Origin of the sequence: Exiguobacterium sp. s64 (genome assembly GCF_018618035.1) — a bacterium.
GTDB lineage: Bacteria > Bacillota > Bacilli > Exiguobacteriales > Exiguobacteriaceae > Exiguobacterium > Exiguobacterium mexicanum_A.
Window position 1 is genome coordinate 12,564 of sequence record NZ_JACSLH010000011.1, and the last position, 21,425, is coordinate 33,988.

General features: G+C 50.9%; 32 protein-coding genes. 20 read left to right on the top strand and 12 right to left on the bottom strand.

Annotated elements, in window-relative coordinates:
• Nucleotides 1–10: 10 nt before the first annotated feature.
• The 7 genes from KNP64_RS13035 (at nucleotide 11) to KNP64_RS13065 (ending at nucleotide 4,105) form a co-directional block, all read left to right on the top strand.
• Entirely contained in the window at nucleotides 11–493 is a 483-nt protein-coding gene (locus tag KNP64_RS13035) for a hypothetical protein (RefSeq protein ID WP_214793895.1), read from the top strand.
• A 17-nt stretch (nucleotides 494–510) separates the two neighbouring features.
• Complete coding sequence (locus KNP64_RS13040; RefSeq protein WP_214793892.1) at nucleotides 511–966, top strand: hypothetical protein; 456 nt, start codon at nucleotides 511–513, stop codon at nucleotides 964–966.
• The gene (locus KNP64_RS13045) at nucleotides 963–1,451 is read left to right on the top strand and encodes a hypothetical protein (protein ID WP_214793889.1); all 489 of its coding nucleotides are present in this window, start codon (nucleotides 963–965) and stop codon (nucleotides 1,449–1,451) included. Before KNP64_RS13040 ends, KNP64_RS13045 begins: the two co-directional genes overlap by 4 nt.
• Before the next feature lie 113 nt (nucleotides 1,452–1,564).
• Complete coding sequence (locus KNP64_RS13050; protein WP_214793886.1) at nucleotides 1,565–2,503, top strand: DMT family transporter; 939 nt, start codon at nucleotides 1,565–1,567, stop codon at nucleotides 2,501–2,503.
• A 15-nt stretch (nucleotides 2,504–2,518) separates the two neighbouring features.
• Complete coding sequence (locus KNP64_RS13055; protein ID WP_058765626.1) at nucleotides 2,519–2,944, top strand: DMT family transporter; 426 nt, start codon at nucleotides 2,519–2,521, stop codon at nucleotides 2,942–2,944.
• 6 nt (nucleotides 2,945–2,950) lie between these two features.
• Complete coding sequence (locus KNP64_RS13060; RefSeq protein ID WP_214793883.1) at nucleotides 2,951–3,619, top strand: Crp/Fnr family transcriptional regulator; 669 nt, start codon at nucleotides 2,951–2,953, stop codon at nucleotides 3,617–3,619.
• A 12-nt stretch (nucleotides 3,620–3,631) separates the two neighbouring features.
• Nucleotides 3,632–4,105, top strand: coding sequence for a DMT family transporter (locus KNP64_RS13065; protein ID WP_214793880.1), 474 nt, complete (start codon nucleotides 3,632–3,634; stop codon nucleotides 4,103–4,105).
• Here the strand turns inward: KNP64_RS13065 and KNP64_RS13070 are convergent.
• A complete protein-coding gene (locus KNP64_RS13070) occupies nucleotides 4,102–4,305 on the bottom strand; it encodes a hypothetical protein (RefSeq protein ID WP_214709453.1) in 204 nt (67 codons plus the stop codon). The two genes, KNP64_RS13065 and KNP64_RS13070, sit on opposite strands and share 4 nt — an antisense overlap.
• 79 nt (nucleotides 4,306–4,384) lie before the next feature.
• On the opposite strand from KNP64_RS13070, the gene KNP64_RS13075 reads away from it, so the two are divergent.
• From KNP64_RS13075 to KNP64_RS13085, 3 genes are read left to right on the top strand one after another with little or no spacing between them, the layout of a single operon-like run.
• Entirely contained in the window at nucleotides 4,385–4,876 is a 492-nt protein-coding gene (locus KNP64_RS13075; RefSeq protein ID WP_214793877.1) for a hypothetical protein, read from the top strand.
• Between the two features lie 58 nt (nucleotides 4,877–4,934).
• Complete coding sequence (locus KNP64_RS13080) at nucleotides 4,935–5,414, top strand: hypothetical protein (RefSeq protein ID WP_214793874.1); 480 nt, start codon at nucleotides 4,935–4,937, stop codon at nucleotides 5,412–5,414.
• Nucleotides 5,415–5,429: 15 nt separating this feature from the next.
• The gene (locus KNP64_RS13085) at nucleotides 5,430–5,915 is read left to right on the top strand and encodes a hypothetical protein (RefSeq protein ID WP_214793871.1); all 486 of its coding nucleotides are present in this window, start codon (nucleotides 5,430–5,432) and stop codon (nucleotides 5,913–5,915) included.
• 245 nt (nucleotides 5,916–6,160) lie between these two features.
• Here the strand turns inward: KNP64_RS13085 and KNP64_RS13090 are convergent, their stop codons facing one another.
• The 4 genes from KNP64_RS13090 to KNP64_RS13105 form a co-directional block, all read right to left on the bottom strand.
• Nucleotides 6,161–6,889: an AAA family ATPase gene (locus KNP64_RS13090; protein WP_214793868.1), complete on the bottom strand. Its 729-nt coding sequence runs from the start codon at nucleotides 6,887–6,889 to the stop codon at nucleotides 6,161–6,163.
• Between the two features lie 9 nt (nucleotides 6,890–6,898).
• Nucleotides 6,899–7,624, bottom strand: coding sequence for a hypothetical protein (locus KNP64_RS13095; RefSeq protein WP_214793865.1), 726 nt, complete (start codon nucleotides 7,622–7,624; stop codon nucleotides 6,899–6,901).
• A gap of 109 nt (nucleotides 7,625–7,733) precedes the next feature.
• A complete protein-coding gene (locus KNP64_RS13100) occupies nucleotides 7,734–9,230 on the bottom strand; it encodes a phytoene desaturase family protein (RefSeq protein ID WP_214793862.1) in 1,497 nt (498 codons plus the stop codon).
• Nucleotides 9,231–9,353: 123 nt separating this feature from the next.
• Nucleotides 9,354–9,956 (bottom strand): TetR/AcrR family transcriptional regulator, encoded by a 603-nt coding sequence (locus KNP64_RS13105; protein WP_214793859.1) that lies wholly within the window; start codon nucleotides 9,954–9,956, stop codon nucleotides 9,354–9,356.
• Nucleotides 9,957–10,127: 171 nt separating this feature from the next.
• Here KNP64_RS13105 and KNP64_RS13110 point away from each other — a divergent pair, with 171 nt between their 5' ends.
• A complete protein-coding gene (locus tag KNP64_RS13110) occupies nucleotides 10,128–10,856 on the top strand; it encodes an ABC transporter ATP-binding protein (RefSeq protein ID WP_214764531.1) in 729 nt (242 codons plus the stop codon).
• On the top strand, nucleotides 10,849–11,862 hold the full coding sequence (locus KNP64_RS13115; protein WP_214709475.1) for an ABC transporter permease: 1,014 nt from the start codon (nucleotides 10,849–10,851) through the stop codon (nucleotides 11,860–11,862). The genes KNP64_RS13110 and KNP64_RS13115 overlap by 8 nt, the downstream gene beginning before the upstream one ends.
• A gap of 50 nt (nucleotides 11,863–11,912) precedes the next feature.
• Here KNP64_RS13115 and KNP64_RS13120 read toward each other — a convergent pair whose 3' ends face one another.
• Nucleotides 11,913–12,341 (bottom strand): class I SAM-dependent methyltransferase, encoded by a 429-nt coding sequence (locus tag KNP64_RS13120; protein WP_371815356.1) that lies wholly within the window; start codon nucleotides 12,339–12,341, stop codon nucleotides 11,913–11,915.
• On the bottom strand, nucleotides 12,299–12,517 hold the full coding sequence (locus KNP64_RS15005; protein ID WP_371815355.1) for a class I SAM-dependent methyltransferase: 219 nt from the start codon (nucleotides 12,515–12,517) through the stop codon (nucleotides 12,299–12,301). Before KNP64_RS15005 ends, KNP64_RS13120 begins: the two co-directional genes overlap by 43 nt.
• Before the next feature lie 447 nt (nucleotides 12,518–12,964).
• On the opposite strand from KNP64_RS15005, the gene KNP64_RS13125 reads away from it, so the two are divergent.
• Nucleotides 12,965–13,264 (top strand): hypothetical protein, encoded by a 300-nt coding sequence (locus KNP64_RS13125; RefSeq protein WP_214793856.1) that lies wholly within the window; start codon nucleotides 12,965–12,967, stop codon nucleotides 13,262–13,264.
• 48 nt (nucleotides 13,265–13,312) lie between these two features.
• On the opposite strand, the gene KNP64_RS13130 is transcribed toward KNP64_RS13125, so the two are convergent.
• Nucleotides 13,313–14,806 carry an MDR family MFS transporter gene (locus tag KNP64_RS13130; RefSeq protein WP_214793853.1) on the bottom strand — a complete coding sequence of 498 codons (1,494 nt, stop codon included), beginning with the start codon at nucleotides 14,804–14,806 and terminating at the stop codon, nucleotides 13,313–13,315.
• A 154-nt stretch (nucleotides 14,807–14,960) separates the two neighbouring features.
• Between KNP64_RS13130 and KNP64_RS13135 the strand changes: the two genes are divergently transcribed.
• The 7 genes from KNP64_RS13135 to KNP64_RS13155 all read left to right on the top strand — a co-directional run bounded on the left by KNP64_RS13135 (nucleotide 14,961) and on the right by KNP64_RS13155 (nucleotide 19,156).
• Nucleotides 14,961–15,833, top strand: coding sequence for a TetR/AcrR family transcriptional regulator (locus tag KNP64_RS13135; RefSeq protein ID WP_131472853.1), 873 nt, complete (start codon nucleotides 14,961–14,963; stop codon nucleotides 15,831–15,833).
• 146 nt (nucleotides 15,834–15,979) lie between these two features.
• Entirely contained in the window at nucleotides 15,980–16,993 is a 1,014-nt protein-coding gene (locus tag KNP64_RS13140) for a LacI family DNA-binding transcriptional regulator (RefSeq protein ID WP_214793850.1), read from the top strand.
• A gap of 348 nt (nucleotides 16,994–17,341) precedes the next feature.
• Nucleotides 17,342–17,569, top strand: a complete 228-nt coding sequence (locus KNP64_RS14875; RefSeq protein ID WP_371815595.1) for an extracellular solute-binding protein — start codon at nucleotides 17,342–17,344, stop codon at nucleotides 17,567–17,569.
• 33 nt (nucleotides 17,570–17,602) lie between these two features.
• Nucleotides 17,603–17,962, top strand: a complete 360-nt coding sequence (locus KNP64_RS14880) for a hypothetical protein (protein ID WP_251126454.1) — start codon at nucleotides 17,603–17,605, stop codon at nucleotides 17,960–17,962.
• The gene (locus KNP64_RS14885) at nucleotides 17,941–18,111 is read left to right on the top strand and encodes a hypothetical protein (RefSeq protein ID WP_251126455.1); all 171 of its coding nucleotides are present in this window, start codon (nucleotides 17,941–17,943) and stop codon (nucleotides 18,109–18,111) included. The genes KNP64_RS14880 and KNP64_RS14885 overlap by 22 nt, the downstream gene beginning before the upstream one ends.
• Before the next feature lie 92 nt (nucleotides 18,112–18,203).
• Nucleotides 18,204–18,704, top strand: coding sequence for a hypothetical protein (locus KNP64_RS13150; RefSeq protein WP_131472855.1), 501 nt, complete (start codon nucleotides 18,204–18,206; stop codon nucleotides 18,702–18,704).
• Between the two features lie 2 nt (nucleotides 18,705–18,706).
• Nucleotides 18,707–19,156: a WapI family immunity protein gene (locus KNP64_RS13155; RefSeq protein ID WP_214793848.1), complete on the top strand. Its 450-nt coding sequence runs from the start codon at nucleotides 18,707–18,709 to the stop codon at nucleotides 19,154–19,156.
• A 38-nt stretch (nucleotides 19,157–19,194) separates the two neighbouring features.
• Here the strand turns inward: KNP64_RS13155 and KNP64_RS13160 are convergent, their stop codons facing one another.
• From KNP64_RS13160 to KNP64_RS13175, 4 genes are all read right to left on the bottom strand, one after another.
• Nucleotides 19,195–19,344, bottom strand: a complete 150-nt coding sequence (locus tag KNP64_RS13160) for a hypothetical protein (protein ID WP_158570788.1) — start codon at nucleotides 19,342–19,344, stop codon at nucleotides 19,195–19,197.
• 77 nt (nucleotides 19,345–19,421) lie between these two features.
• Entirely contained in the window at nucleotides 19,422–20,210 is a 789-nt protein-coding gene (locus KNP64_RS13165; RefSeq protein ID WP_214789040.1) for a PTS transporter subunit EIIC, read from the bottom strand.
• On the bottom strand, nucleotides 20,207–20,554 hold the full coding sequence (locus KNP64_RS13170; protein ID WP_214709491.1) for a PTS lactose/cellobiose transporter subunit IIA: 348 nt from the start codon (nucleotides 20,552–20,554) through the stop codon (nucleotides 20,207–20,209). The genes KNP64_RS13165 and KNP64_RS13170 overlap by 4 nt, the downstream gene beginning before the upstream one ends.
• 151 nt (nucleotides 20,555–20,705) lie before the next feature.
• Nucleotides 20,706–21,416 (bottom strand): GntR family transcriptional regulator, encoded by a 711-nt coding sequence (locus tag KNP64_RS13175; protein WP_214789043.1) that lies wholly within the window; start codon nucleotides 21,414–21,416, stop codon nucleotides 20,706–20,708.
• Nucleotides 21,417–21,425 lie beyond the last annotated feature (9 nt).

A 21,425-nucleotide genomic window follows, 5' to 3' on the forward strand; every position in this document is an offset into this window, starting at 1 on the left:
GAGGTACTCGATGAATAGGGAAGCCCGGACTGAAGCGTTGTTACAAATCAATACGACGTATCGTCGTTTTATGATTGGGAGCAGTGTCGTCATCTTTGTGAGTGCGCTCTATTTCATGATGCAGACGACTTATTCTGGCGTGATTGCGGTGGTTAGTCTCATCCCGACGTTGTTTTTCGAATGGAAACAAACCGTCCTCTATCTTCGGTTCAATGATGACTGGACGTATCGCCGTCTCATTAAGCTACAGTTTTCTTTACTCGTTTTCACGTTCATCTTATTATTCAGTCTGATTGCACTGTTTTTAACGGGACAGATCCATCCGGACGTGTTGATGTGGGCGGTGGCCATCGGGGCACCACCTTCAGTCTTGTTACCGCTGTGGATCGATCGAAAACTGCTCAAACTCGACCCGGAACACGTCACGTCGAACATGCTGGCCAAAGCCAATCGCGAGAAGCTGAAGCGTCGGCTTGATGGAATCAATGATTAGAAAAGGAATGGAATCGTATGACGAAACAACAACGGATTGACGAAATGAATCGATACCGTGAGCAAAGGAAGCGGCGACGAGACATGCTATTCGCTCCTGTCCCTGGACTATTGTTTGTCACGTTGCTCGCGGATCATATTTGGTGGGTTGGCTTAGGATTGATGGGTTTGTTCGCCAGCGGTTCAATCGTGTATTTGCTGAAAGAAGGAGAGACGTTTGCTCGTCTATCTGATCAAAGCGGAGCACGAATGGCGACGCGGAATGTCTATCGAATTTTAAGCGGATGGTACGTCTTCATCGTCGGTAGCGTGGCGAGTTATAAACTGGTGGCCCCTTGGTGGACGTGGGTTCTCGTCATTGGGATTTCCTTCCTATTGCCGATTCTGTATAAACGCTTCAATGAAACTGTCCAAAGCGCGGATGCAGCTCAACCGGTCCGCTCTGAATTGGCAACAGCGAGTGGATTGCTATGAAGATGTTGACGAAACAGGAACGAATCGAGCGTTTGCTCGCACATGAGGATGCGACGTGGCACTGGCGCTACTGGGGCCTCTTCTTTAACCTCATCGTCGTCGCGTTCATCTCTTATCAGACATCGATTTACTTACCGTTGATCGTGTTCGCGCTGTACTTGCCGCAACTATGCGTCGAATGGAGGAAGACAAAACTATTGCTGACATTTAATCCAGATCCTCGCTATCGGCGCTGGGTGTATGCGGATTATGTGGTGCAGTGGTTCGCATTTCTCATCGCTCTCTGTGCGCTAGCTTGTTATCATACTGGCGTCATTAATATTTGGACACTAGTGTCCACCTTGTCGGGTGGCATGATCGGCGGTTTGCTGTTCCCATACATGGTCAACCGAGTGGTGCTGACGTTTGATATACACCACGTCACGAATCGGATGTTCAACGAAGCGAAAACTGAGCGCTATACGCACCGAAAGACGAGTTCCTGATAGTCGGAACTCGTCTTTTTTCACATTTCAGGACATCGGTCCTTTATGCTAAAGTGTGTGGGGAGTAAGCTTAACACGTACAACAGTATATAGAGAGAATCGAGGAAGAGAAAATGTTAGCCATTGTTATTGGACTCGTCATCGGGATTTTGTTGCCGATGCAGACGAGCGTGAACTCGCGTCTGCGCACCATCGTCGGGTCACCATTTGTCGCGTCGTTCCTGTCATTCGCGATTGGGACGACCTTTTTAACGCTCACGTTACTGCTCACCGGGCAGTCGTTCGGGATTGAATCATCCATTTTCCAAGGAGAACCACTTTGGATGTGGTCGGGTGGTTTGTTGGGGGTCATCTTTTTAACGGGGAACATTTTGCTGTTCCCGAGGCTCGGGAGTGTCCAGACCGTCATCATGCCGATTTTCGGACAGATTTTGATGGGACTGTTGATTGACCACTTCGGCTGGTTCCATTCAGCCGTCAACGTCCTCACACCGTGGCGCGTATTCGGGGCTTTGCTCGTGTTGCTCGGCGTCGTCGGGACGGTCGCGCTCACGGACTGGATTAATCGTCGTCGCGGCAAACTGATCGCCTCGTCGCAGACAGGAACGGGCAATTTGAACGCTTGGCGTCTCGTCGGAATCGGGACCGGGATGATGAGTGCGACACAGACGGCCATCAACGGTTATTTAGGAACGGTGCTCGAATCAGCTTTGAAAGGGGCGCTCGTCTCGTTCGTCGTCGGGACGGTCACGTTACTGCTTATCTTGCTCGTCTTGCGGCCGAGCGTCGAATGGCGCGGACTACGCGGTCAGCCGTGGTGGATTTGGCTCGGTGGTATCATCGGGGCACTGTTCATCGGTGGGAACGTCTTAATCGTACCAATGGTCGGGACCGGAATCACTGTCGTCATCGTCATTGTCGGCTTGCTATGCGGGAGTTTGCTCATCGACCGCTTCGGTTGGTTTGGTGCTGCGAAGAACCCGATCACTGGGATACAACTCGTCAGTTTACTCGTCATGGTCATCGGGATCATGCTGATTCGATTGTCATAAGGGAGGAGAGACATCATGCGCGGAGTACTGTTCGCCATCAGTGGCGGCTTCTTTTTAACGCTACAGAGCGTCGCCAACGCTCGCATCAGTTCGAGTATCGGGACGTGGCAAGCTGCGACGTTGACGCAATTGACGGGCTTCGTCGTTGCGCTCATGATTATGCTTCTCGTTCGCGATCGGACGTACGTCCACATGCGTCGCGTCGAGCCGCTCTATTTGTCAGGGGGCGCGTTCGCCGCGTTCATCTTGTTCAGCAATATGACGGCCGTGCATGAACTCGGCGTCACGTTGACGATTTCATTGTTTCTCATCGCCCAGCTTGCCCTCGCACTTGTCATCGACTGGCGCGGCTGGTTCGGGATGTTGCGCCGTGACTTGAACCGGACGCAACTGCTCGGGGTCGTCATGATGATTGTCGGGATTCTCGTATTGAAAGGATGACGCGTGATGGAACAGATTGACCGTTACATGAAGCGGTATGGGTTGGATGGGGTGCTCCCATTAGCCGTTCGACCTCAACTTAAGCTCGTCCGTTACGCGACAGGGGAGGCGATTTGCACACAAGGCGCTAAGGCCGAACAACTCCACTTTCTCGTCAGTGGAAAGATTCGGGTGGCCCACACGTCAGCGGCCGGGAAGCGGCTCGTCTTGTCGTTCAAATATCCGCTCGATTTGATTGGCGACATCGAATACGTCCGACGTACACCGTTCTTGAACACGGTCGAGGCGGTCACGCCGGTCGAGATGATCGTCGTCCGCTTCGAGGACCTCGCGCGTCACGCCAAAGACGATGTCACGTGGTTGCATTATTTGCTCGAAGGCATCACGAAGAAGTTTGAGATGAAGTCGCAATCGCTGAGTTTCAACTTGTTCTATCCGGTCGACGTGCGGCTTGCGAGCTATTTGTTGTCGATGACACCGGAAGAGACGACGCTCGGGTCGACCGTCGATGAGTTGACCGATATCGCCGATTTGATTGGGACGAGTTATCGCCACGCCAACCGGACACTCAAGCGGTTCGTCGAGCAAGGATTGATTGAACGGGATCGTCGGTCGATTGCAATCATTGATCGCGCCGGGCTGATTGCCGTTGCTGGGGAGAGTATTTATGAATGAGGAGGACACATCATGGCACTTGGGATGATGCTCGCGGTCATGGGCGGCATGCTCGTCTGTGTGCAGAATACGTTTAACGCCAAAGTGAAAGAACAGGTCGGGGCGTGGGCGACGACGACGCTCGTGCTCGCCCTCGGTTTCCTGGCATCGCTACTCGTCGGATTGATCAGTGAAGGAATGGGTCTGTTCGCCGTCACGGGGATGGAGACGTGGTACTGGTTCAGCGGCATCATCGGGGTCGGCGTCGTCATGAGTGTGACGCAAGGCGTCCAACAGCTCGGACCAAGCCATGCCATCTCAATCGTCATGGTGTCGCAAATCCTATTCGCGCTCCTCTGGGACACGCTCGGCTGGTTCGGGCTCGAAGCCATCCCGTTCACATGGAAGACAGCGCTTGGTATCGTGTTGATTGTCGGCGGGGTACTGTTGTTTCAGTTGAGTGGGAAGAAAGAGACGGCACACCAAAAAGCAAAGCAAGCCGTCTAAAAGGATTTTCGACAAGTTGAACAAGTCTGCCCGTGTTCCTGCCGTTTGACGACGGTTTGGCAATGCGGGCATTTTGTCGTGAGCGAGGCGCTTGGTTGAACGGGGGAACGGTCTCCGAACGATGACGGATAGATGGTATAAGAGCGGGTCACAATAAAGAAGACGATGCCGAGCAGGATGGCTAAAATGAGAATATCCATCGAAATACCTCCTAATTATTGGTATGCTATTCGTATATACGGTGAACGGTCCGAATTGGTTTCAAGGAGGAATACATTTATGGTGACACGAGAAGAACGAATCGAGCAGTTATATATGCTTCCCAAAAAAGGTGCGTTTAACTTGTTATGGGCCGCCGCGGCAGGGCTAGGACTGGGGTGGTGGATTTATACCAATGCATCGTTGCAGCTACTTGCAGTCTTCTCCTTTCTGATCATGACGGCTGTCCCGCTCAGTCGCGTAGCGTGGCAGAAGACACGTACACTTTTGACATTCAATGAGCATTGCTCCTACCAACGATTGATTCGGGCGAAGGGCATCATCGCGATTGCGATGTTATGGGGTATGCTCGGTCTAACGTTTGGACACGTATCCGGATTCTTTGCATTGTCCGTGTTCAGCGGACTGTCGGCGATGTTGATTGCAGGCATGTTGGTGGTTGAGACATGGCTTGATTATCGCTTGCTTCGGATCGATCACGAGCATGTCACGGATAGCTTGATTGGCTTTACGAAACGGGAACGGTTGAAGAGAGGGTGGGACAAAATGTGAAACCTGTTACCTTCTTCTTTCGTAAAAGAAGGTAACGAGATTTGATTAGGGGGATTGGATGGTTGACCATAACATAAGACTTGAACGCATGATGGAGAACGATCGAAAGCGACAAAAACAAATGTTGTACCCGACGATAGGAATCATCGCACTGTTCATCATCTATTTTTGGGCGACGGACGTCCTCTTGCTATTGCCGATCATCTTGGTCGGACAGCTACCCGTGCTGTATAAAGGGTGGCATCGGATGAAGTTGCTGCTCACCTTCAACGACGACGCTCGCTACCAACAGAAAGTCCGGTCCGAATTCGGCATGGCCGTCGGGAACATCGTGTTTCTTTTATTGTTGATTGCGAGCTCGATGCTCGGGTGGATCACGCTACTCACGCTCGTCATCGTCGTTATCGTCGGTCTGATCACGTTCTTGGCGCTTGGGATTCGCATCGACCGTGAGTTGAAAACGATTGACCCGGAGCATGTGACCGCGACGGAACTCGGCATGGCGCAACTCGAGCACAAAAAACGAAAGTCATCATGATGGGAGTACCTAACTATGGTTGATAAAAATGAACGACTGAAACAAATGGTCGAGAACGACCGAAAGGTGAACCGGACGGCGCTCTTGCTCACGTTCGCAATTTTAGGGATCGCCTTTTACTTCATCTTTACCCAAGACATCACCCTCACGACGTTCGCCATCATCATCATGGCGACGCAGCTGCCAAGTCTCTATCGGGCATGGCATCGGATAAAGTTGCTGCTCACATTCAATGACGACGCGCGCTATCAAAAGTTCGTGCGACTCGAGTTTGGCATCGTGCTCGCAAACGTCATCCTGCTTGGGGTCTTCATCGCCATCGCTTGGGCGATTGAAGGGTCACTCGTCATTTTCGCAATCATGCTGCTCGCTCTGTTCATCCCATTCATCTTCTTGTCAGTATGGGTGAACCGGAAAATCGAGTTGATTGACCCGGAGCACGTGACGAATCATGAGCTGCGGACGGCGCATCGCGATGAAGCGAAACGTCAGCTCAAATAAGGAGGAAGACGATGGATCTACGAGTGTTTGACATGCTCTGGTCGCTTGGTACCTTTGCTGTCATGTTAGGCGGAGTCATTCTTGTATTGAAGCTGATTATCGGAAAATCGAGTTCAGGCAACTAAAAGAAGCATCTGACACGACGTCAGATGCTTTTTCTTATGAAAACATGCCCACCAATATTCCGCAGATGACCATGCCAATCGTATAGAACTTGAAGCGGTGTCGTTCCCAAAATGAATCGGTCATCGAGTCACCGCCACATCATTCGTCGTTCCTTCGACCATCGCGACGAACGCCTCGTCCGGGTCGGTCGTCCCGGAGGCGCGCAACCAGTCTTGGAAGTCGCCTTCGTATAACACACGTCCCGCGTGGAGGAAGATGACATGTGCGTCAAATTGCGAGAGGTCATGTAGCTGATGCGTCGAGATGAGGCACGTCCGTCCGTCTTGGACGAAACGGTGCAACCGCCGCATGATGTGGGTCCGCGATACCGGGTCGACCCCGCTCGTCGGTTCATCGAACAGATAAAGGGAGCGCTTGACCGAGGAGAGTAACGTCACGAACAACCATTTCCGCTCCCCGACAGACATTTTCCCGAGTTTCATCTTCCATAAGTGTTCGAACAATTCTTGCTCTCGTGCGGTCGAGAGTCCGTTCACATACGACTCGAGTTTTTTGAAATCGGGACGTTTGGATAACCGTCCGATAAAGTAGGCGAGGTCTTTTCCGGTCAACTCATGATGGTTATACATGAGTTGTGTCAAATACAACATGTCCGCCGTCGGGACGAGTTCAAGTGATTCTTTGTCGACTGAAAGTGTCCTGGTCATACAATCAAAGAGTGTCGTCTTCCCGGCACCGTTTTGTCCGATCAAGACATTCAGCTTATTCGGTTGCAGTGTGAACGAGACACCGTCGAGCACAGGACGCGTCGCTTTCGGATAGTGATAAGTAAGTTGGTGTACGTGCATAAGAACCTCCTAGCGTGTGATGAGTGAGACGAGACTGAAGCGTTTCAACGCAATCGCACCGATGATGAAGTAACCGAGTACGGAAAGGAATGTCGCCCATACTCCAAACGAGAGTTCGACTTGAGTAGTCAGGTGCAGCAATCCGAGCGCGAATTCATGGAGCGCGTAGAACGGGTTGAGGAAGCTGAACCATTGATCAGGTGAGTTGATTGCCAATAAAAAGAGCGGAAACATCAGAATGTTCGCGAACGTCCCGAGACTCGATACTTTCACTGGAAGTGCCGTGATGGCGACACTAGCAACCGCGAACGGGATACTCCCGATCAATACGAGTAGAGACGTTGCAATCAACTTGAACGAGAAGAACCCGTGTACGAGTGTGACGACCGTTGTGAATAAAAGCAGGCTGATGGAGGCGAATAATAGCTGTGCTAAGATGACGGCGATGACATACGTCAGTTTGTTCCCGGAAATCATCACGTACGTTTTCATCAGTCCATATTCGCGCATGCGAGCGAGTTCTATGCCGACACCGTTCACATATGTAGCAAGAATAATATACACCCAGAAATAAGAGAGCCCTGGGTAGTATTCCGCTGTCGTCGCTTGGCGGATATCTGAAAACGACTGCGTCAAGGCGAGAATGAGTGGGATCCCGAGTGTCCAAATGAATGGAATCTTATCGGTGACGACAACTTTGGCATACATAAAGAAATAACTTGTGATTTGATGCATCCTGTTCCTCCGCTGGGTGTGATTGTTGTATCGTAGCACAATATACGGAAAATGATTGGAAAAAGTTTCAAAAAATAATCCCTCACATCGAATGAGGGATTGAAGAAAATTATTTCACTTTGTCGCGTTTCGCAATCTTATCGCTCACTTGCTGGCCGCTCAGTGTCACCATCGGCATGCCGCCGCCGGGATTGACCGTGCCACCGACGAAGTAGAGGTTGTCGTACAGTTCACTCTGCTTCTTGTGCTTAAAGCCGCCGTTTTGCTTCTTATCGGCGACGGTCCCATAAATCGCGCCCCGGTCCGAGCCGTACGTGCGCTCGATATCATGCGGCGTCCAGACGTCGCGCGTCACCGTATGTTCGCGCAAACCGTCTAAGCCCATGCGCTCGAGCTTATCGAGGACGCGCTCTTCAAAGGCGGCATACTGTTCAGGAGTGAACGGCTCGTCTTGGATATACGGGATATGCGGCAAGATTTTAATGTTCTCGTGCCCGGGCGGTGCCTGTGTCGGGTCGGTCTTATTGACGTTCACCAAGTAAATCGTGGGGTCGTCCGGCAACTCGTGCTGCTCGAAAATCTTATCCATCTGTTCATGCAAGTTCTCCGAGAAGAAGAAGTTGTGGTGGCCGAGGGCCGGGTACTCTTTGTTCACCCCGAGGTGGAGCACGAAACCGGAACTGGCTGGTTCATACTTTTCGACGAGCTTGTCGACGTACTGTTCATCCGCCTCGACCATCTTTTGATAGAACGGGATGACTTCCATGTTGGAGACGAAATAGTCGGCCGAGCGTAGCCGTCCATCCTCGAGTTCAATCGCCGTCAGTTGTCCGTTCAACGTATGCGCCCGGACGACGCCTTGACCGGTATGGAGCTTCACACCAATCTCTTCAGCGAGTTTCGTCAATCCTTCCGCCAGTTTATGCGTCCCACCTTCGACATACCAGCAGCCTTGTGCGTGCTGCATGTAAATCATCATGTTGAGGACGGCCGGAGCGCTGTACGGGGATGAGCCGACGTATTTCACGTAATACGACAGCATCGTCCGCAAATGCGGGTTGCTGATTCGTTTGGCAATCCCGTCGTACATCGTTGACGTTAAATCGAAGCCGAACAACGTCGAGAAAAGACCGGTCTGTGCCACCGCTTCGCGCGGCGACTCGAACCCTTCCTTCAAATAACTCTTCTCCGTCGTCTTATAGATACGCTGGGCATACTTCAACAACTCTCGATACTCACGCATGTCTTTCCGCGACAGCGTCGGGTTAGCGCGCTCCATCTTGTCCAAATCATGATAGAGATCAAGTACGGTGCCATCCGGGAAGAATGAGCGCCACTCGAGGTCGAGCCGTTTAGTTGGCACATAGTCTTCCATCCGCTTACCGCTGCCTGCGAACAGTTTCTCGAAAATCTGCGGCATCGTTAAAATTGAGGGGCCGAGATCGAAGCCGAACCCGTCCTGTTCAAGCCGATTCACTTTCCCGCCGATGTGGTCGTTCTTTTCGTACAAGGAGACGTCATATCCTTTTTGAGCGAGCGAGATGGCCGCTGATATCCCTCCGAGACCTCCACCAATCACAATCACAGACTTGTTCACGTTTTGCATAGACGAGCCGCCCTTCTGTCACCAGTTAATTTTTATGAACCAAAGACATTCTTCTCCGTATACATACCCATTTGAGAAGTATTTTATCCAAATATTAACGTACAGGAGGGAACGGTAAAAGTTTCAATGTGCACGGAGACCACCCGCGACGAGCGGCCCTTCGAACGTGATCGTATAGATGATGCGGGCAATGTCCTCGGCCGTGTCGGGACGGTCGCTATAGAGCCATTCGTAAATGACACCCATATGGGCCGATGAGATGTAAGACACTAAATAATCGGCCGGCACGAGCGCCTTCGTCTCGTCGAACAAGACCGTCGGGGAACGATGGAACAGCGCCGCATGCATGTACGACCGGAGCCGGGCCTGGAACTGCGGGTCCCCGGTCGGTCTGAGGAGCGGTTTCATCAAGATTTTATTGTCTTCGATGAAACGGATGAACGGGACGAGCAGTTGATAGGATGATTCGCCGCGCTCTTCACCGAAGACGTGAGGGAGGTTTTTGACGAGTTTAAGTTCGGCCTCATGGAAAATCACTTCAATCGACTTCTCCATCAAGTCGAACTTATCCACATAGTGACTGTAGAACGTGCCCCGATTGATACCGGCCCGTTCGGTGATCGCTTTCACGGTGACCGCCTCGAACCCATGCTCGTCAATCAATTCGAGGAAGGCGCTTTTAATCAATTGTTTCGTTCGTGTGATGCGTAAATCTTCATGTCCCATCTGAATATTCTCCTTTATCCAACACTTGAGTGAAAACTATCTGATAACCGACACGATGGCTGATATTGCCGATTGTTGGGATGTCGACTGAGGTCTATACTGAACCTATAAACCAACACGGTGTCTATTAATTCAGTGTACTCGAACATGGCATCGAAAAGGAGAATGAATATGGATATTCAACTGAACGACATCAGTAAATCGTTCGGTGACCAATTGGCCATCGACCATGTCGGCTTTACCATCAACTCAGGCGACATTTGTTGCTTGCTCGGCCCGTCCGGTTCGGGAAAGACGACGCTCATTCGGCTGATGATCGGTGCCTTAGCCGCGGACAAAGGTTCGATTCGCATCGGCGAAACAAAGATGCCGAACATGGGCATGCTCCACAATATCGGCTTCATGCCCCAGAACGACGGATTGTATGACGACTTGTCGGCCGAGGCGAACTTGGAGTTTTTTGGCTCGATCTATAAACTCGGTAAAACGAAGCTCCAACAACGCATCACGGAAGTGCTCACGCTCGTCGATTTGATGGACGACCGCAAAAAGCTCGTCCGTAACTTCTCGGGCGGGATGAAAAAACGGCTCTCGCTTGCGATTGCCATCCTCCATCAACCCGACGTCTTATTTTTAGACGAGCCGACGGTCGGAATCGACCCGATCTTGCGCCGGCAGATTTGGGATCAGTTTCAAGCGATTCGGGCGAACGGGACGACGATCATCGTCTCGACGCACGTCATGGACGAGGTACTCGAATGTGACCGGGCCGCGCTCATCTATAACGGCCGTTTGATCGCTTACGATACCGTCCCGCACCTGTTGGACCAGACGGAGAACGGTCGTGTCGAGGAACTATTCCTCATCGCCGGTCGAGAAGGAGGGATGGATCGTGCGTAACTTGGCGAAACGCGTCATTTTTCAGACGCTCAACGATAAGCGGAGTGTCGCCTTGATTTTAATCGCACCACTCTTGATTTTGACGCTCGTTTACTTCCTCCTCGGTGACTCGGATTACGTGCCGGTCGTCGTGCTTGATGAGAACGCACAAACGCAACTCGTCGAGGCGTTCGAAGCCGAGACGCTCGACGTCCGGTTGGACACGGTCGACGACCCGTTCGGATACTTGGAAGACAATAAGGACATCGATGCGATCTTTGAAGCGACGCAGGAAGGGACAACAATCACGCTCCGAGAACCGTCGACGAAGTCCTCGAAGGCGGTGCGAGAGATTCAAACGGCGCTGTCGGCGTTGAATCCGGCGGCTGATATCGAGATGAACTATGTATACGGGGAAGAAGGCCAATCGACGTTCGACTCGTTCGGCTACGTGTTCTTGTCACTGTTCTCGTTCTTCTTCGTCTTCATTCTATCGGCGATGGCGCTCGTCAAAGAACGGAGCGGCGGCACGCTCGAACGGCTCCTGATGACACCAATCAAACGTGGCCAGGTCATTCTAGGGTATACGCTCGGCTATGGCGTGTTCGCGGTCGTCCAGTCCGTCTTCATCGTCCTCTATACGATTTACGTGCTCGGGCTGACATCGCTCGGCAATATCGGCTGGGTGTTTCTCGTGATGATTCTCATGGCCGGGACAGCCGTCTTGTTCGGCGCGACGATCTCGGTGTTCGCCCGTTCTGAGCTCCAAGTCGTCCAGATGATCCCGTTCACGATCATCCCGCAAGTATTTTTCTCAGGGTTAATCCCGCTCGACTTGATTCCATACGGCCTCGGCAACTTGAGCTATGTCATGCCAATCTTTTACGGGGCGACGGCAATCAAAGAAGTGATGGTGTACGGTAGTGGTTTCGCCGGAATTTGGGGCTATGTACTTGGCTTGATCGTTTACGCTGGTGTGCTCTACTTGTTGAATATGCGTGCGCTTGGAAAGTATCGGGGGCATTGATGTCACAATGACAAAACCGACTCGTGGTTAGCGAGTCGGTTTTCGTTTATTTATAGGGTGCTTGCTTTTTGACCGATATATTGCAAGACCGCCGATTCGCCGTTATGGAGCGCGCCTTCATACCGTTCCACGGTCCCGTCGAAAAAGTGAATCGTTTTGAATGAATCCGTTAGTGTGGAGAAGTCAGCGGGCGCATAAAGCAGTTCTTTTTGTTTCGGGCCGCCCGTCCCGTAATCGAGTTGCGCCTCACTGTAGACTTCCGTCACAAAATAACCACCTGGTTTTAAGGCCCGCTTCACGCCTTCCAAGACGGACTTTTTCACGTTGTCGGGGAAATGTCCGTAAATACAGACGATCGCGTCATAGGTGTCTATCGGCCAATCGGCCTCAGCCAAATCGACGAGACGAGTATGAAGAGTGACCCCGCGACGTTCCGCTAACCGGTTGCTTTGTCGAGACCGACTTGCGAATAGTCCCACATGTCCACATTGACTCCTTGTTCTGCGAGCCAAACCGCGTTTCGACCTTCCCCTTCGGCGATCGCGAGCACGCGCATCCCTCGTTTGAACAGATGTGCCTGTTGCTTCACAAAGGCATTCGGGGCTTCCCCATATACATACTCATCCGTATTGAACCGCTTGTCCCATGTTGACATGCACTATTCCTCCTTAACGGACGTAGAGCTTATACGTCCTCAAGTTTGTTCTTTCAGTTTACATGAAAAAAGCATCCGGGCAGATGCCCCGAATGCTTGTTAACGCTTAAGTAGTAAAGCGACGCCCGTCACGAGAAGTGCGAGTCCGCTAAACAATCGTATTTGGTTGCAAGTCACTATCCTTCACCCCTACATTCAATATCTTCCTCTAATCAGAATAATCTAAATCCTTAAAAAAGGGAACAAAAACCAGTTTTCTTACGTAAGATAGAAGTGAGGTGATTACGAATGGAGAAACAAGCACGGATCCGGACGATTCAACTGTATCAAAAAAGATGGATGCCCTTGCACGTATCGGTCGTCATCGCGGTCGGTCTCTCATTTGCGCTATTGGTCATGAATTAGTTTCAAACAGGTTATGGAATCGCCTTCTTAGCGGCGCTCGTTGTGTTAATCTATCTAGAATGGCGCGAGAGCCGATTCATGCAACGGTTGACGGACGAACGGACCGTTCAGAAGTTCATTCGTCGCACGTACGTTGGCCGCAACGCCGTCTCGTTGTTCGGGGCGATTGGATTCTACTTCTTATTTAAGAACGACATGCAGTCAAACTTGCTCTTATGGCTCGTCATTTTCTTTGGTGCGATTGCTGCCCAGGCAGCCACGACGATACATTACGAGCGGAAGATTCGACAGATCGACCTGGAGCATCCGAGTCGGCATGATTTGAGTTTCACAAAAGGATAACCGAGAAAACAAGCCGCCCTGTTCGCACAGGACGGCTTATTGTATTCATTAATTTGCTTTTTTGAGTTCTGATTTTTCTTCCTTGAAGTCGAGCTTGCGTACATCGACCCGTTTTACGAAAAATGCCAGTACAAGCGCAAGTAGGTTCATTCCAAGTGCCACGTAGAACGAATACTGGATGCCTGACAGAAGCGCTTGTTGTGTCAACGCGCCCATCGCACTCTCGGTGAGTGTCGCTGGGTCGACGCCGGTCATGAGCGACTCGGCTTCTGTTTTCGTCACCGAGTTCATGATCGTCACGAGGACTGCCGTCCCGATTGCACCGGATACTTGTTGGGCCGTGTTGTTGATGGCCGTTCCGTGCGGGTTGAGGCTCGTCGGTAGCTGGTTGAGACCATTGGTCATGATCGGCATCATCACCATCGACATCCCGAACATGCGGAGCGTGTACGTCGTGACGATGTACGTGTACGTCGAATCGAGTTGGACGTGGGCGAGCATATACGTCGAGATGGCCGTAATCGTGAGACCCGTGATAGAGAGCAACTTCGGTCCGAATTTATCAAACAGCTTGCCGGTGATCGGTGACATGATCCCCATAATGATCGCACCCGGTAACAACATGAGCCCAGAGTCGAGCGGCGAGATGCCACGGACACTCTGTACGTAGGCCGGTGTCAAAATCATTCCGGAGAACATGGCGACGGCGTTGACGATCGCGATGATTGAGGCGAGCGCGAACATCGGGTATTTGTACGCCCGAAGGTCGAGCAGCGGCTTCTCCATGTTGAGCTGACGGATGACGAAGGCAATCAATGCGACGAACCCGACAATCATCGTCGTCAAGACGATTGGGTTATCCCAGCCATCTGAACTCGCTGAGCTGACACCGTACAAGACGCCACCGAACCCGAGCGTCGATAAGACGAGTGACAAGTAATCGAGCGATTGCTCTTTATTTTGGACCATGACGTTCTCGGCTTTCCAAATGGCAAGACCGAGGCCGATGATGGCGAGCGGGAGAATCATCTCGAACAAGACGCGCCAGTCGTAGTATTCGACGATGTAGCCCGAGAGTGTCGGACCGATTGCTGGTGCTGAAATCATGACGAGACCGAAAATCCCCATCGCCGTTCCGCGTTTTTCACGCGGGAAACTGACGAGCATGACGTTCATCAAGAGCGGTCCCATCGTCGACGCCCCGACCGCTTGAATCATCCGACCGGCGAGTAAGGCACCGAAGTTCGGAGAGAAAGCGGCGATGGCCGTCCCGAGAGCGAAAATCGCCATCGACGTGATGAAGAGACCACGGTTCGAGAACCGGGTGATCAAGTAGGCCGATGCTGGGACGAGCACGCCTGTGACGAGCATAAATCCTGTCGCGAGCCATTGGACGGTCGAGTAGTCAGCAATCTCCAAATCGACCATGATCGATGGGAGCGCGACGTTCAATAAAGAGTTGTTGAGGAAGGCGATGAACGCCCCGACAAAGAGGACCGCGAGCATGAGATACGGCGGTTTCTTTTGGAATTCTGGTTTCATACGAGTTGCTCCTTTATGTTCTGAATAGTTATATACTAGTAAGTGTCGATGTAGTGATTTTATACCCGCCGTACAAATAAATCAACTGTTTTGTACTGTCGGTTCAAAATGGTATACTTAAGGCAGAAACCAGACAGAACGGAGCAATCAGTATATGAAGGATAAGAAACGAAAAGTTGCTGACGTCGCCATGGCTTTGTTCATTGAGAACGGAGTGCAGCAGACGTCGGTCCAAGAAATCATCGAACGGGCCAACATCTCAAAAGGCACGTTCTATAACTACTTCGCCTCGAAGACGGACTGTGTCGCCAACATTCTCGAGAACTTGCGCTATGACGCTGGACAGCGCCGGATTGAGATGCAGATGGGACGTGACAAGCGCGACAAGGACGTCTTTATCGAGCAGATTTCGATTCTCATTCAATTGAACGAGGAGCGGAACCTCCACGCCTTGTTCGAGTCGATTATGTCAGCGAATGAACCTGAATTAAAAAAGCTCGTCCTACAACACCGCGTCTATGAGATCGAATGGCTCGCCATGCGTCTGACGGAAATTATCGGGGAAGAGATTCGCCCGTATTCGGTCGAGTTGACAGTGCTCTTCAACGGGATGTTGCAACATATCCTGTTCACACTCCGCATCACGAACACGGCCTACTCGATTCAGCGATTGATTCGTAATTTGTACGCCTACGTCGAGTTGATGGCGGCGCGTATGGTCGACACCGGAGAACATATCTTGAACCCGGTCACTGTCGATCAAATGCGGGGGACGACGGATAAGAACCTCGTCACGAAAGATGAGTTGATTGGGATGGCGGCGCGCATCCATGAGCACGTGAAGATGACCGAGGAACAAGCCGATTTATTCGAAGCAATCACGTACGAGCTCCATCAAGACCGGCTCCGGAAAATCGTCCTTGAACAGTTGCTGAAACCGTTCCAACGTTTGTTCAAAGGTGAGACGGGAGAGACGGAAGTTCAAAAGTTCACGAATCTCGTTTGGTTATACACGCGGACACACTAACGACAAAAAATGATTTTATCCCTTAATATAGAAGAAACACGGTACGAAAATAAATCTCAAAATATTCCACGAAAAAGAATTGATTCCTACAAATTCATGCCCTACAATCAAATTACCGAAAGCGCTTTCGGGAAGAGGAGAATGACATGGGCACGATTTATGATTTAGCTAAAAAAACCGGCTTTTCGATTACGACGGTCTCCAAAGCGTTGAACAACTATAAGGACGTCAGCGAAAAGACGAGAGCCAAAATATTACAAGCAGCGGCTGAGATGGACTATCTGCCGAACGCACACGCCCAGTCGTTATCAACGAAAAAATCGTGGGCGATCGGAGTCATGTTCTCAGAAGCGAACGAAGTCGGAATGAAACATCCATTTTTTAACGGCATCATTGAAAGTTTCCGTCACGCGACCGAGGAACACGGATATGATTTAATCTTCGCCTCGCGTAACCTCCGCAACCGCGACATGAGTTACCTCGAACATTTCAAACATCGAGCAGTCGACGGTATCGTCGTTATTTGTTCGGACCGAATGGATGAACAAGTGCAAGAGCTCATGCAAAGCGATATCCCGATCGTCGTGGTCGATATGGACAGCGCCAACTGTAGCGTCGTCTTTTCGGACAACACGGAAGGTGCCCGCATGGCTGTGAACTACTTGTACGAGTTAGGACATCGCCATATCGCGCATATCGCCGGAGATTCGTCGATTGACGCCGGTGCGGCCCGGGTGAAAGGGTATGAGCTTGCGATGCACGCACTCGACTTACCGATTCAACCAGGTTACTTGGTCAACGCCGGGTTCTTCTCGGTCGAAGAAGGCAAACAAGCGATGGAGCAGCTATTGCAACTCCCATCTCCGCCGACTGCCGTCTTCGTCGCAGGTGACCAAATGGCCATCGGCGCGATCGAAGCCGTTCATGAACATGGCCTCCGGGTGCCAGAAGACATTTCGATTATCGGCTATGACGACATCGAGATGATCAAATACATCACACCGAAGCTGACAACGATTCGTCAAGATACGGACGAAATCGGGGAAGCGGCGGCCGAGCTGTTGATTGAACAGATGACGGCCAAAGAACGACGCACGGAACGTCGTGTCATCCCAGTTCGGTTGATTGAACGTGCGTCTTGCGCACCGGTCAAAAAGTAAACAAGTCACGATGATCTTTCGAAGTCGCTCTATTCGCTTCAGCGGAATGGAGAGGAGAGAGCGATTTCGAAAATCATTTACCTCGAATCGAAACCGCTTTCGATATTTTATTTCAATATTTTCGAAAGCGCTTTCGACAAATTATTACCTCTTATTGTAAACGCTTTCTAAAACACTTAAAAGGATGGGTTCACACATGCGAAAAAATTAGTCAGCTTACTCTCGATCGGAGCACTATCAGTCGGCGTCTTAGGGGCGTGCTCAAACGACGAAGGATCTTCAGAAGCGACAGGCGGCAAAGACGACGTACTTAAAGTTTGGTCGTTCAGGGACGAGCTTAAAGAGCCAATCAAAACATACGAAGAGAAGAACGGCGTTAAGGTTGAATTGACAATCGTTCCAATCGCGAACTATCCGACAAAACTTAAGCCGGCACTTGAAAGCGGCGTTGGGGCACCGGACGTCTTCACAGGAGAAATCGCGTTCCTCAAGCAATGGGTTGACGCAGGATACTGGGAAAACCTTTCAGACGAGCCTTATAACGTCGACGATATCTCAGACGATTACATCCCTTAGGTCTTCGACCTCGGGAAAGATAAAGATGGCAACGTGCGCGCGCTTTCTTGGCAAACGACACCAGGTGGCTTCTACTACAAACGTAGCTTAGCGAAAGAAGTGCTCGGTACGGACGATCCGGCTGAAATCGGCAACATGATGAGCTCGATGGACGGCGTCTTCGAAGTTGCAGAGAAGATGAAGCAAAAAGGCTACAAAATGTTCCCAGACGAAGGCGCGATTCGTTGGTTCTCACAAGGCGCGAACCCAGAAGCATGGGTAAACGACAAGAACGAACTCGTCTTGACAGAAGACAAGATCAACTACATGGACTACACGAAGGAGCTTCGTGAGAAACAATACACGGCACTCGCTCCAGAATGGTCGAAGGGATGTCGAAGCCGATCAAAGTGAAAGAAGACGGCAAAGAAGTGGAGACACAAGTCTTCTCTTACGTCCTCCCGACATGGGGTCTTCACAGCGTCTTGAAAGACAGCGCGAAATGGTACGCAGGCGTCATCGCGGACCAGAAAGCCAAACACGCGGATAGCGTCGAGGCGTAAGCTGGATCCATCCCTGCCGCTACAGGGGTGGATTTTTTGTGTGGAACCGATTCAAGCGGGGAACGTATGAAGTATGGAGAGGAGGACGGATGATGGCGTCACACCATAGAACGGATCAAGAGCGGGAACAGGGTAAGACGACCACGCTTATGATGATGTCGTTGCTGTGCTGGTTCATGTACGGTTTGCTCTATGGGTTTGTCTATTCGAATGTCCTCATGATCTTTATTGTGTTGTTCTCTTCTTTTTTAGGCGTGAGAGGACTGATGGAACGGGACAAACGGATTGAACGGGAACGGGAAATTTGTGATCTCGGTGTGGAGATTGATTCGGAAGAAGGGGAGATGTTGATGAAACGTGAATATGCGACGTACGAAGTGACAGGCTATGACGACAAAGGAAAAATCAAGTTCATTCACTTGAAGGAAGGCGAGTTCGTCTTGCCGGTCGAGATCAAAGGCGACGACTTGACGAAAATCAAGAAGATGATGGAACTCAATCCAGGCGTGACGGTTATCATCCATGCGGCCGTCGATCAGAAACGGATGCGTCTACAGGAGATTGACGGTTATTCGCTCAGGAAGGACGGATAACGATGCCCATCGCCAAACTGATGTCACTAGATGAGTCATGTGATGTAACGATTGAAAGCTACGCCTATGCCTATCCGGACGCCGACAACATCCATGACGCGGCCTGGCATCGCAACTGGGTCGGGCTTCATACGCCGGACCATCGCATCACATTCGATGACGTCATGCTCGACAGCCTGCTCGTGGCTCACTACATACCGGTGTTCGAGTCGTTCGTTGCCGGTGACATGCAAGAAGTCGAGTTCGAACCGACAGAACCGTATATCCGCTTGACGATGACGAGGAGGGACACGGATGGGGATGAGGTCACGGTAAAGGGATATGTCGAACATCCGCTTGAAGGGGAATCTGAGGAGCTTGCGTTCACCTTTGAGACGTCTGTGAGCAATGTGACGCGTTTTTTGGAAGGGTTACAGGCAATCGCCGACGCATATCCGATTCGAGATCTGTAATCGAAAGCAGCCAGCGCTACGAATAGGCTGGCTGCTTGTTAATGAATGATTTCTTTCCTGGCTTGAACGCCAGCTGCGAATAGAAAGACGACTCCTAGTACGAACGGGACGACAGACTCTAGAGCGATGCCGGCAAGGAACGAGGCGCTCATCAATAAGCAGAACGTGACCGTATAATTTCGTTTCATCTATGTACCAACTCTCATACTCATTTTCCTAAATATAACAGCCCTTCTCTGTGATGAGAAGGGCTGTCGTTTTTTACTTAGGCTGACGCTTTGTCTGCGTCTTCTTGTGCTTTCAACTCTTCACCGTACGACACGCGGTCTTGCATGCGGACGAACGGGAGGTAGACGGCTACGGCCATGGCAATCGTTGCAATCTGCAAGAGCGCTGCACGCCATCCGCCGATTAAGAAACCGGAGATTACTGGTGGTGTCGTCCATGGCACTTGAAGCGAGTTGAACGGGTCGACCCAGCCCCAAAGGATTGAGAAGTACACCATGAACGATGCGATGGCAGGAACGATGACGAACGGTACGAACATGATCGGGTTGAACACAATCGGCATCCCGAAGATGACCGGCTCGTTGATGTTGAAGAGACTTGGTGCAAGCGAGAGCTTACCGAGTTGCTTCAAGTGAGCCGAGCGGGCGACGATGAGTGTTGCGATAATGAACCCGATTGTGATGCCTGATCCACCGAGCTTCGTGAACACGTCGAGGAACTGGATTGTAACGATTTTCGCGTTCTCACCGGCAAGGAGTGTTTCACCCGCATCGAGGAGTGCTTGGTTTTGAAGCGTGTTAGCTGTAAGGAGTGGTCCCTTAATCCCCATGAGGATGGCAGCACCGTGAATTCCACACCACCACATGACTGACATGAGCACCACGATGATGACGACTCCGGCAAGTGTGTCTGTCAAGTTTTGAAGTGGTGCTTGAAGCACGTCATAGACGACTTCTGTGAACGTATGCTCGGCAACCGCTTTCATCTTTTCGACTAACATACTTGTTGACATACCTGCTGCACAGAAGAGTCCGATTTTCATCATTTTTGATCCATTCCTTTCAATTGGTTGATTTCGTTTTGCATGTTCATCATATAGCCGAGCATCTCTTTTACGAGGATTGTGTTCATTAAGTGGTCTTGCGCGTGCACCATGAGGACTCCGACCGTAGCCGTTTTCCCTTGTGCCTCGAGTGTGACGAATTTCGTCTGGATGGCGTGTGCTTCTTTTAATGTCGCGTCACCAGCTTTGACCGCTTCAGCCGCTTCTTCTGCTTTGCCTTCTTGCATCAACAGCATCGCATGATGGTAGCTTGCTTTCGCGTCGCCTGAAAGGGCGATTAAACCGAAGATATCTTTGGGAGTAATTTCAATTGTTTCAGAAACCATAGTATCTCTCCTTTTTGTATGGATAACCAAAATTCATAGTTACAAATTATAAAAAGATGATAGTGAACGATGCCGCTTACATGTAAACCCTTTCTTTTGCCCGAAATGCGAACATAAAAAAACGCACACGAGAACAATCTCTCGAGCGCGTTTAGGACTTGATGTTTGAGACTTTGAGCATCTTCACATGACGGAAATGATGTGTCGAGCGCGATACGTCGAAGATTTGACCGTTCGTCAAATAGACGGTGTTGTCAACGAGGAGGGCCGGATCGTTTTCGTTCAACCCGAGTAGTTTGGCATCTTCTGCGTTCAAAAAGTCGGCGTAAATGACACGATCGGCGAAACCAATGGCGAGTTTTTGGTCGTTGCGGAAGTAGTTGTAAATCGACTTCTCGGTGATGTTCCGGTCGAGATAGACGACAAGGTCTTTCCGGAAATACGAATCCTCGACCGAGAACGGATGGTCATCGACGAGCCGGAGACGTTTGACGTAGTAGACGGGCGTCCCGACGTTGCACTTCATCCGTTCGGCCACTTCATCGTTCGCTGTCGTCAATTCGAAATCAAGGACGCGCGTCTCGACTTTCCGTCCACTGAAGTCGCTCGTGAGACCTTGCAACTTCTCGAGGTTCACGTAATCGCTCATATAATGGTCACGGACGAAGACGCCGCTCCCTTGGACTTGATAGACGTAGCCTTTATTGACGAGAATCTCGATCGCTTTTCGGATCGTGTTGCGACTGACGCCGTATTTCGTGGCGTATTCTTCCTCGGTGAGGAGCTTGTTCGTATGTTGATAGACGTGATTCATAATATCCGTCTCAATCTGTTCAGCGACTTGCTTATACTTTGGACCCATGACTTTCTG

Coding starts and splice junctions, on each gene's coding strand:
- KNP64_RS13035 (WP_214793895.1), top strand. CDS start 11: ATGAATAGGGAAGCCCGGACTGAAGCGTTGTTACAAATCAATACGACG.
- KNP64_RS13040 (WP_214793892.1), top strand. CDS start 511: ATGACGAAACAACAACGGATTGACGAAATGAATCGATACCGTGAGCAA.
- KNP64_RS13045 (WP_214793889.1), top strand. CDS start 963: ATGAAGATGTTGACGAAACAGGAACGAATCGAGCGTTTGCTCGCACAT.
- KNP64_RS13050 (WP_214793886.1), top strand. CDS start 1,565: ATGTTAGCCATTGTTATTGGACTCGTCATCGGGATTTTGTTGCCGATG.
- KNP64_RS13055 (WP_058765626.1), top strand. CDS start 2,519: ATGCGCGGAGTACTGTTCGCCATCAGTGGCGGCTTCTTTTTAACGCTA.
- KNP64_RS13060 (WP_214793883.1), top strand. CDS start 2,951: ATGGAACAGATTGACCGTTACATGAAGCGGTATGGGTTGGATGGGGTG.
- KNP64_RS13065 (WP_214793880.1), top strand. CDS start 3,632: ATGGCACTTGGGATGATGCTCGCGGTCATGGGCGGCATGCTCGTCTGT.
- KNP64_RS13070 (WP_214709453.1), bottom strand. CDS start 4,305: ATGGATATTCTCATTTTAGCCATCCTGCTCGGCATCGTCTTCTTTATT.
- KNP64_RS13075 (WP_214793877.1), top strand. CDS start 4,385: ATGGTGACACGAGAAGAACGAATCGAGCAGTTATATATGCTTCCCAAA.
- KNP64_RS13080 (WP_214793874.1), top strand. CDS start 4,935: ATGGTTGACCATAACATAAGACTTGAACGCATGATGGAGAACGATCGA.
- KNP64_RS13085 (WP_214793871.1), top strand. CDS start 5,430: ATGGTTGATAAAAATGAACGACTGAAACAAATGGTCGAGAACGACCGA.
- KNP64_RS13090 (WP_214793868.1), bottom strand. CDS start 6,889: ATGCACGTACACCAACTTACTTATCACTATCCGAAAGCGACGCGTCCT.
- KNP64_RS13095 (WP_214793865.1), bottom strand. CDS start 7,624: ATGCATCAAATCACAAGTTATTTCTTTATGTATGCCAAAGTTGTCGTC.
- KNP64_RS13100 (WP_214793862.1), bottom strand. CDS start 9,230: ATGCAAAACGTGAACAAGTCTGTGATTGTGATTGGTGGAGGTCTCGGA.
- KNP64_RS13105 (WP_214793859.1), bottom strand. CDS start 9,956: ATGGGACATGAAGATTTACGCATCACACGAACGAAACAATTGATTAAA.
- KNP64_RS13110 (WP_214764531.1), top strand. CDS start 10,128: ATGGATATTCAACTGAACGACATCAGTAAATCGTTCGGTGACCAATTG.
- KNP64_RS15005 (WP_371815355.1), bottom strand. CDS start 12,517: ATGTCAACATGGGACAAGCGGTTCAATACGGATGAGTATGTATATGGG.
- KNP64_RS13130 (WP_214793853.1), bottom strand. CDS start 14,806: ATGAAACCAGAATTCCAAAAGAAACCGCCGTATCTCATGCTCGCGGTC.
- KNP64_RS13135 (WP_131472853.1), top strand. CDS start 14,961: ATGAAGGATAAGAAACGAAAAGTTGCTGACGTCGCCATGGCTTTGTTC.
- KNP64_RS13140 (WP_214793850.1), top strand. CDS start 15,980: ATGGGCACGATTTATGATTTAGCTAAAAAAACCGGCTTTTCGATTACG.
- KNP64_RS14885 (WP_251126455.1), top strand. CDS start 17,941: ATGTCGAAGCCGATCAAAGTGAAAGAAGACGGCAAAGAAGTGGAGACA.
- KNP64_RS13150 (WP_131472855.1), top strand. CDS start 18,204: ATGGCGTCACACCATAGAACGGATCAAGAGCGGGAACAGGGTAAGACG.
- KNP64_RS13155 (WP_214793848.1), top strand. CDS start 18,707: ATGCCCATCGCCAAACTGATGTCACTAGATGAGTCATGTGATGTAACG.
- KNP64_RS13160 (WP_158570788.1), bottom strand. CDS start 19,344: ATGAAACGAAATTATACGGTCACGTTCTGCTTATTGATGAGCGCCTCG.
- KNP64_RS13165 (WP_214789040.1), bottom strand. CDS start 20,210: ATGATGAAAATCGGACTCTTCTGTGCAGCAGGTATGTCAACAAGTATG.
- KNP64_RS13170 (WP_214709491.1), bottom strand. CDS start 20,554: ATGGTTTCTGAAACAATTGAAATTACTCCCAAAGATATCTTCGGTTTA.
- KNP64_RS13175 (WP_214789043.1), bottom strand. CDS start 21,416: ATGGGTCCAAAGTATAAGCAAGTCGCTGAACAGATTGAGACGGATATT.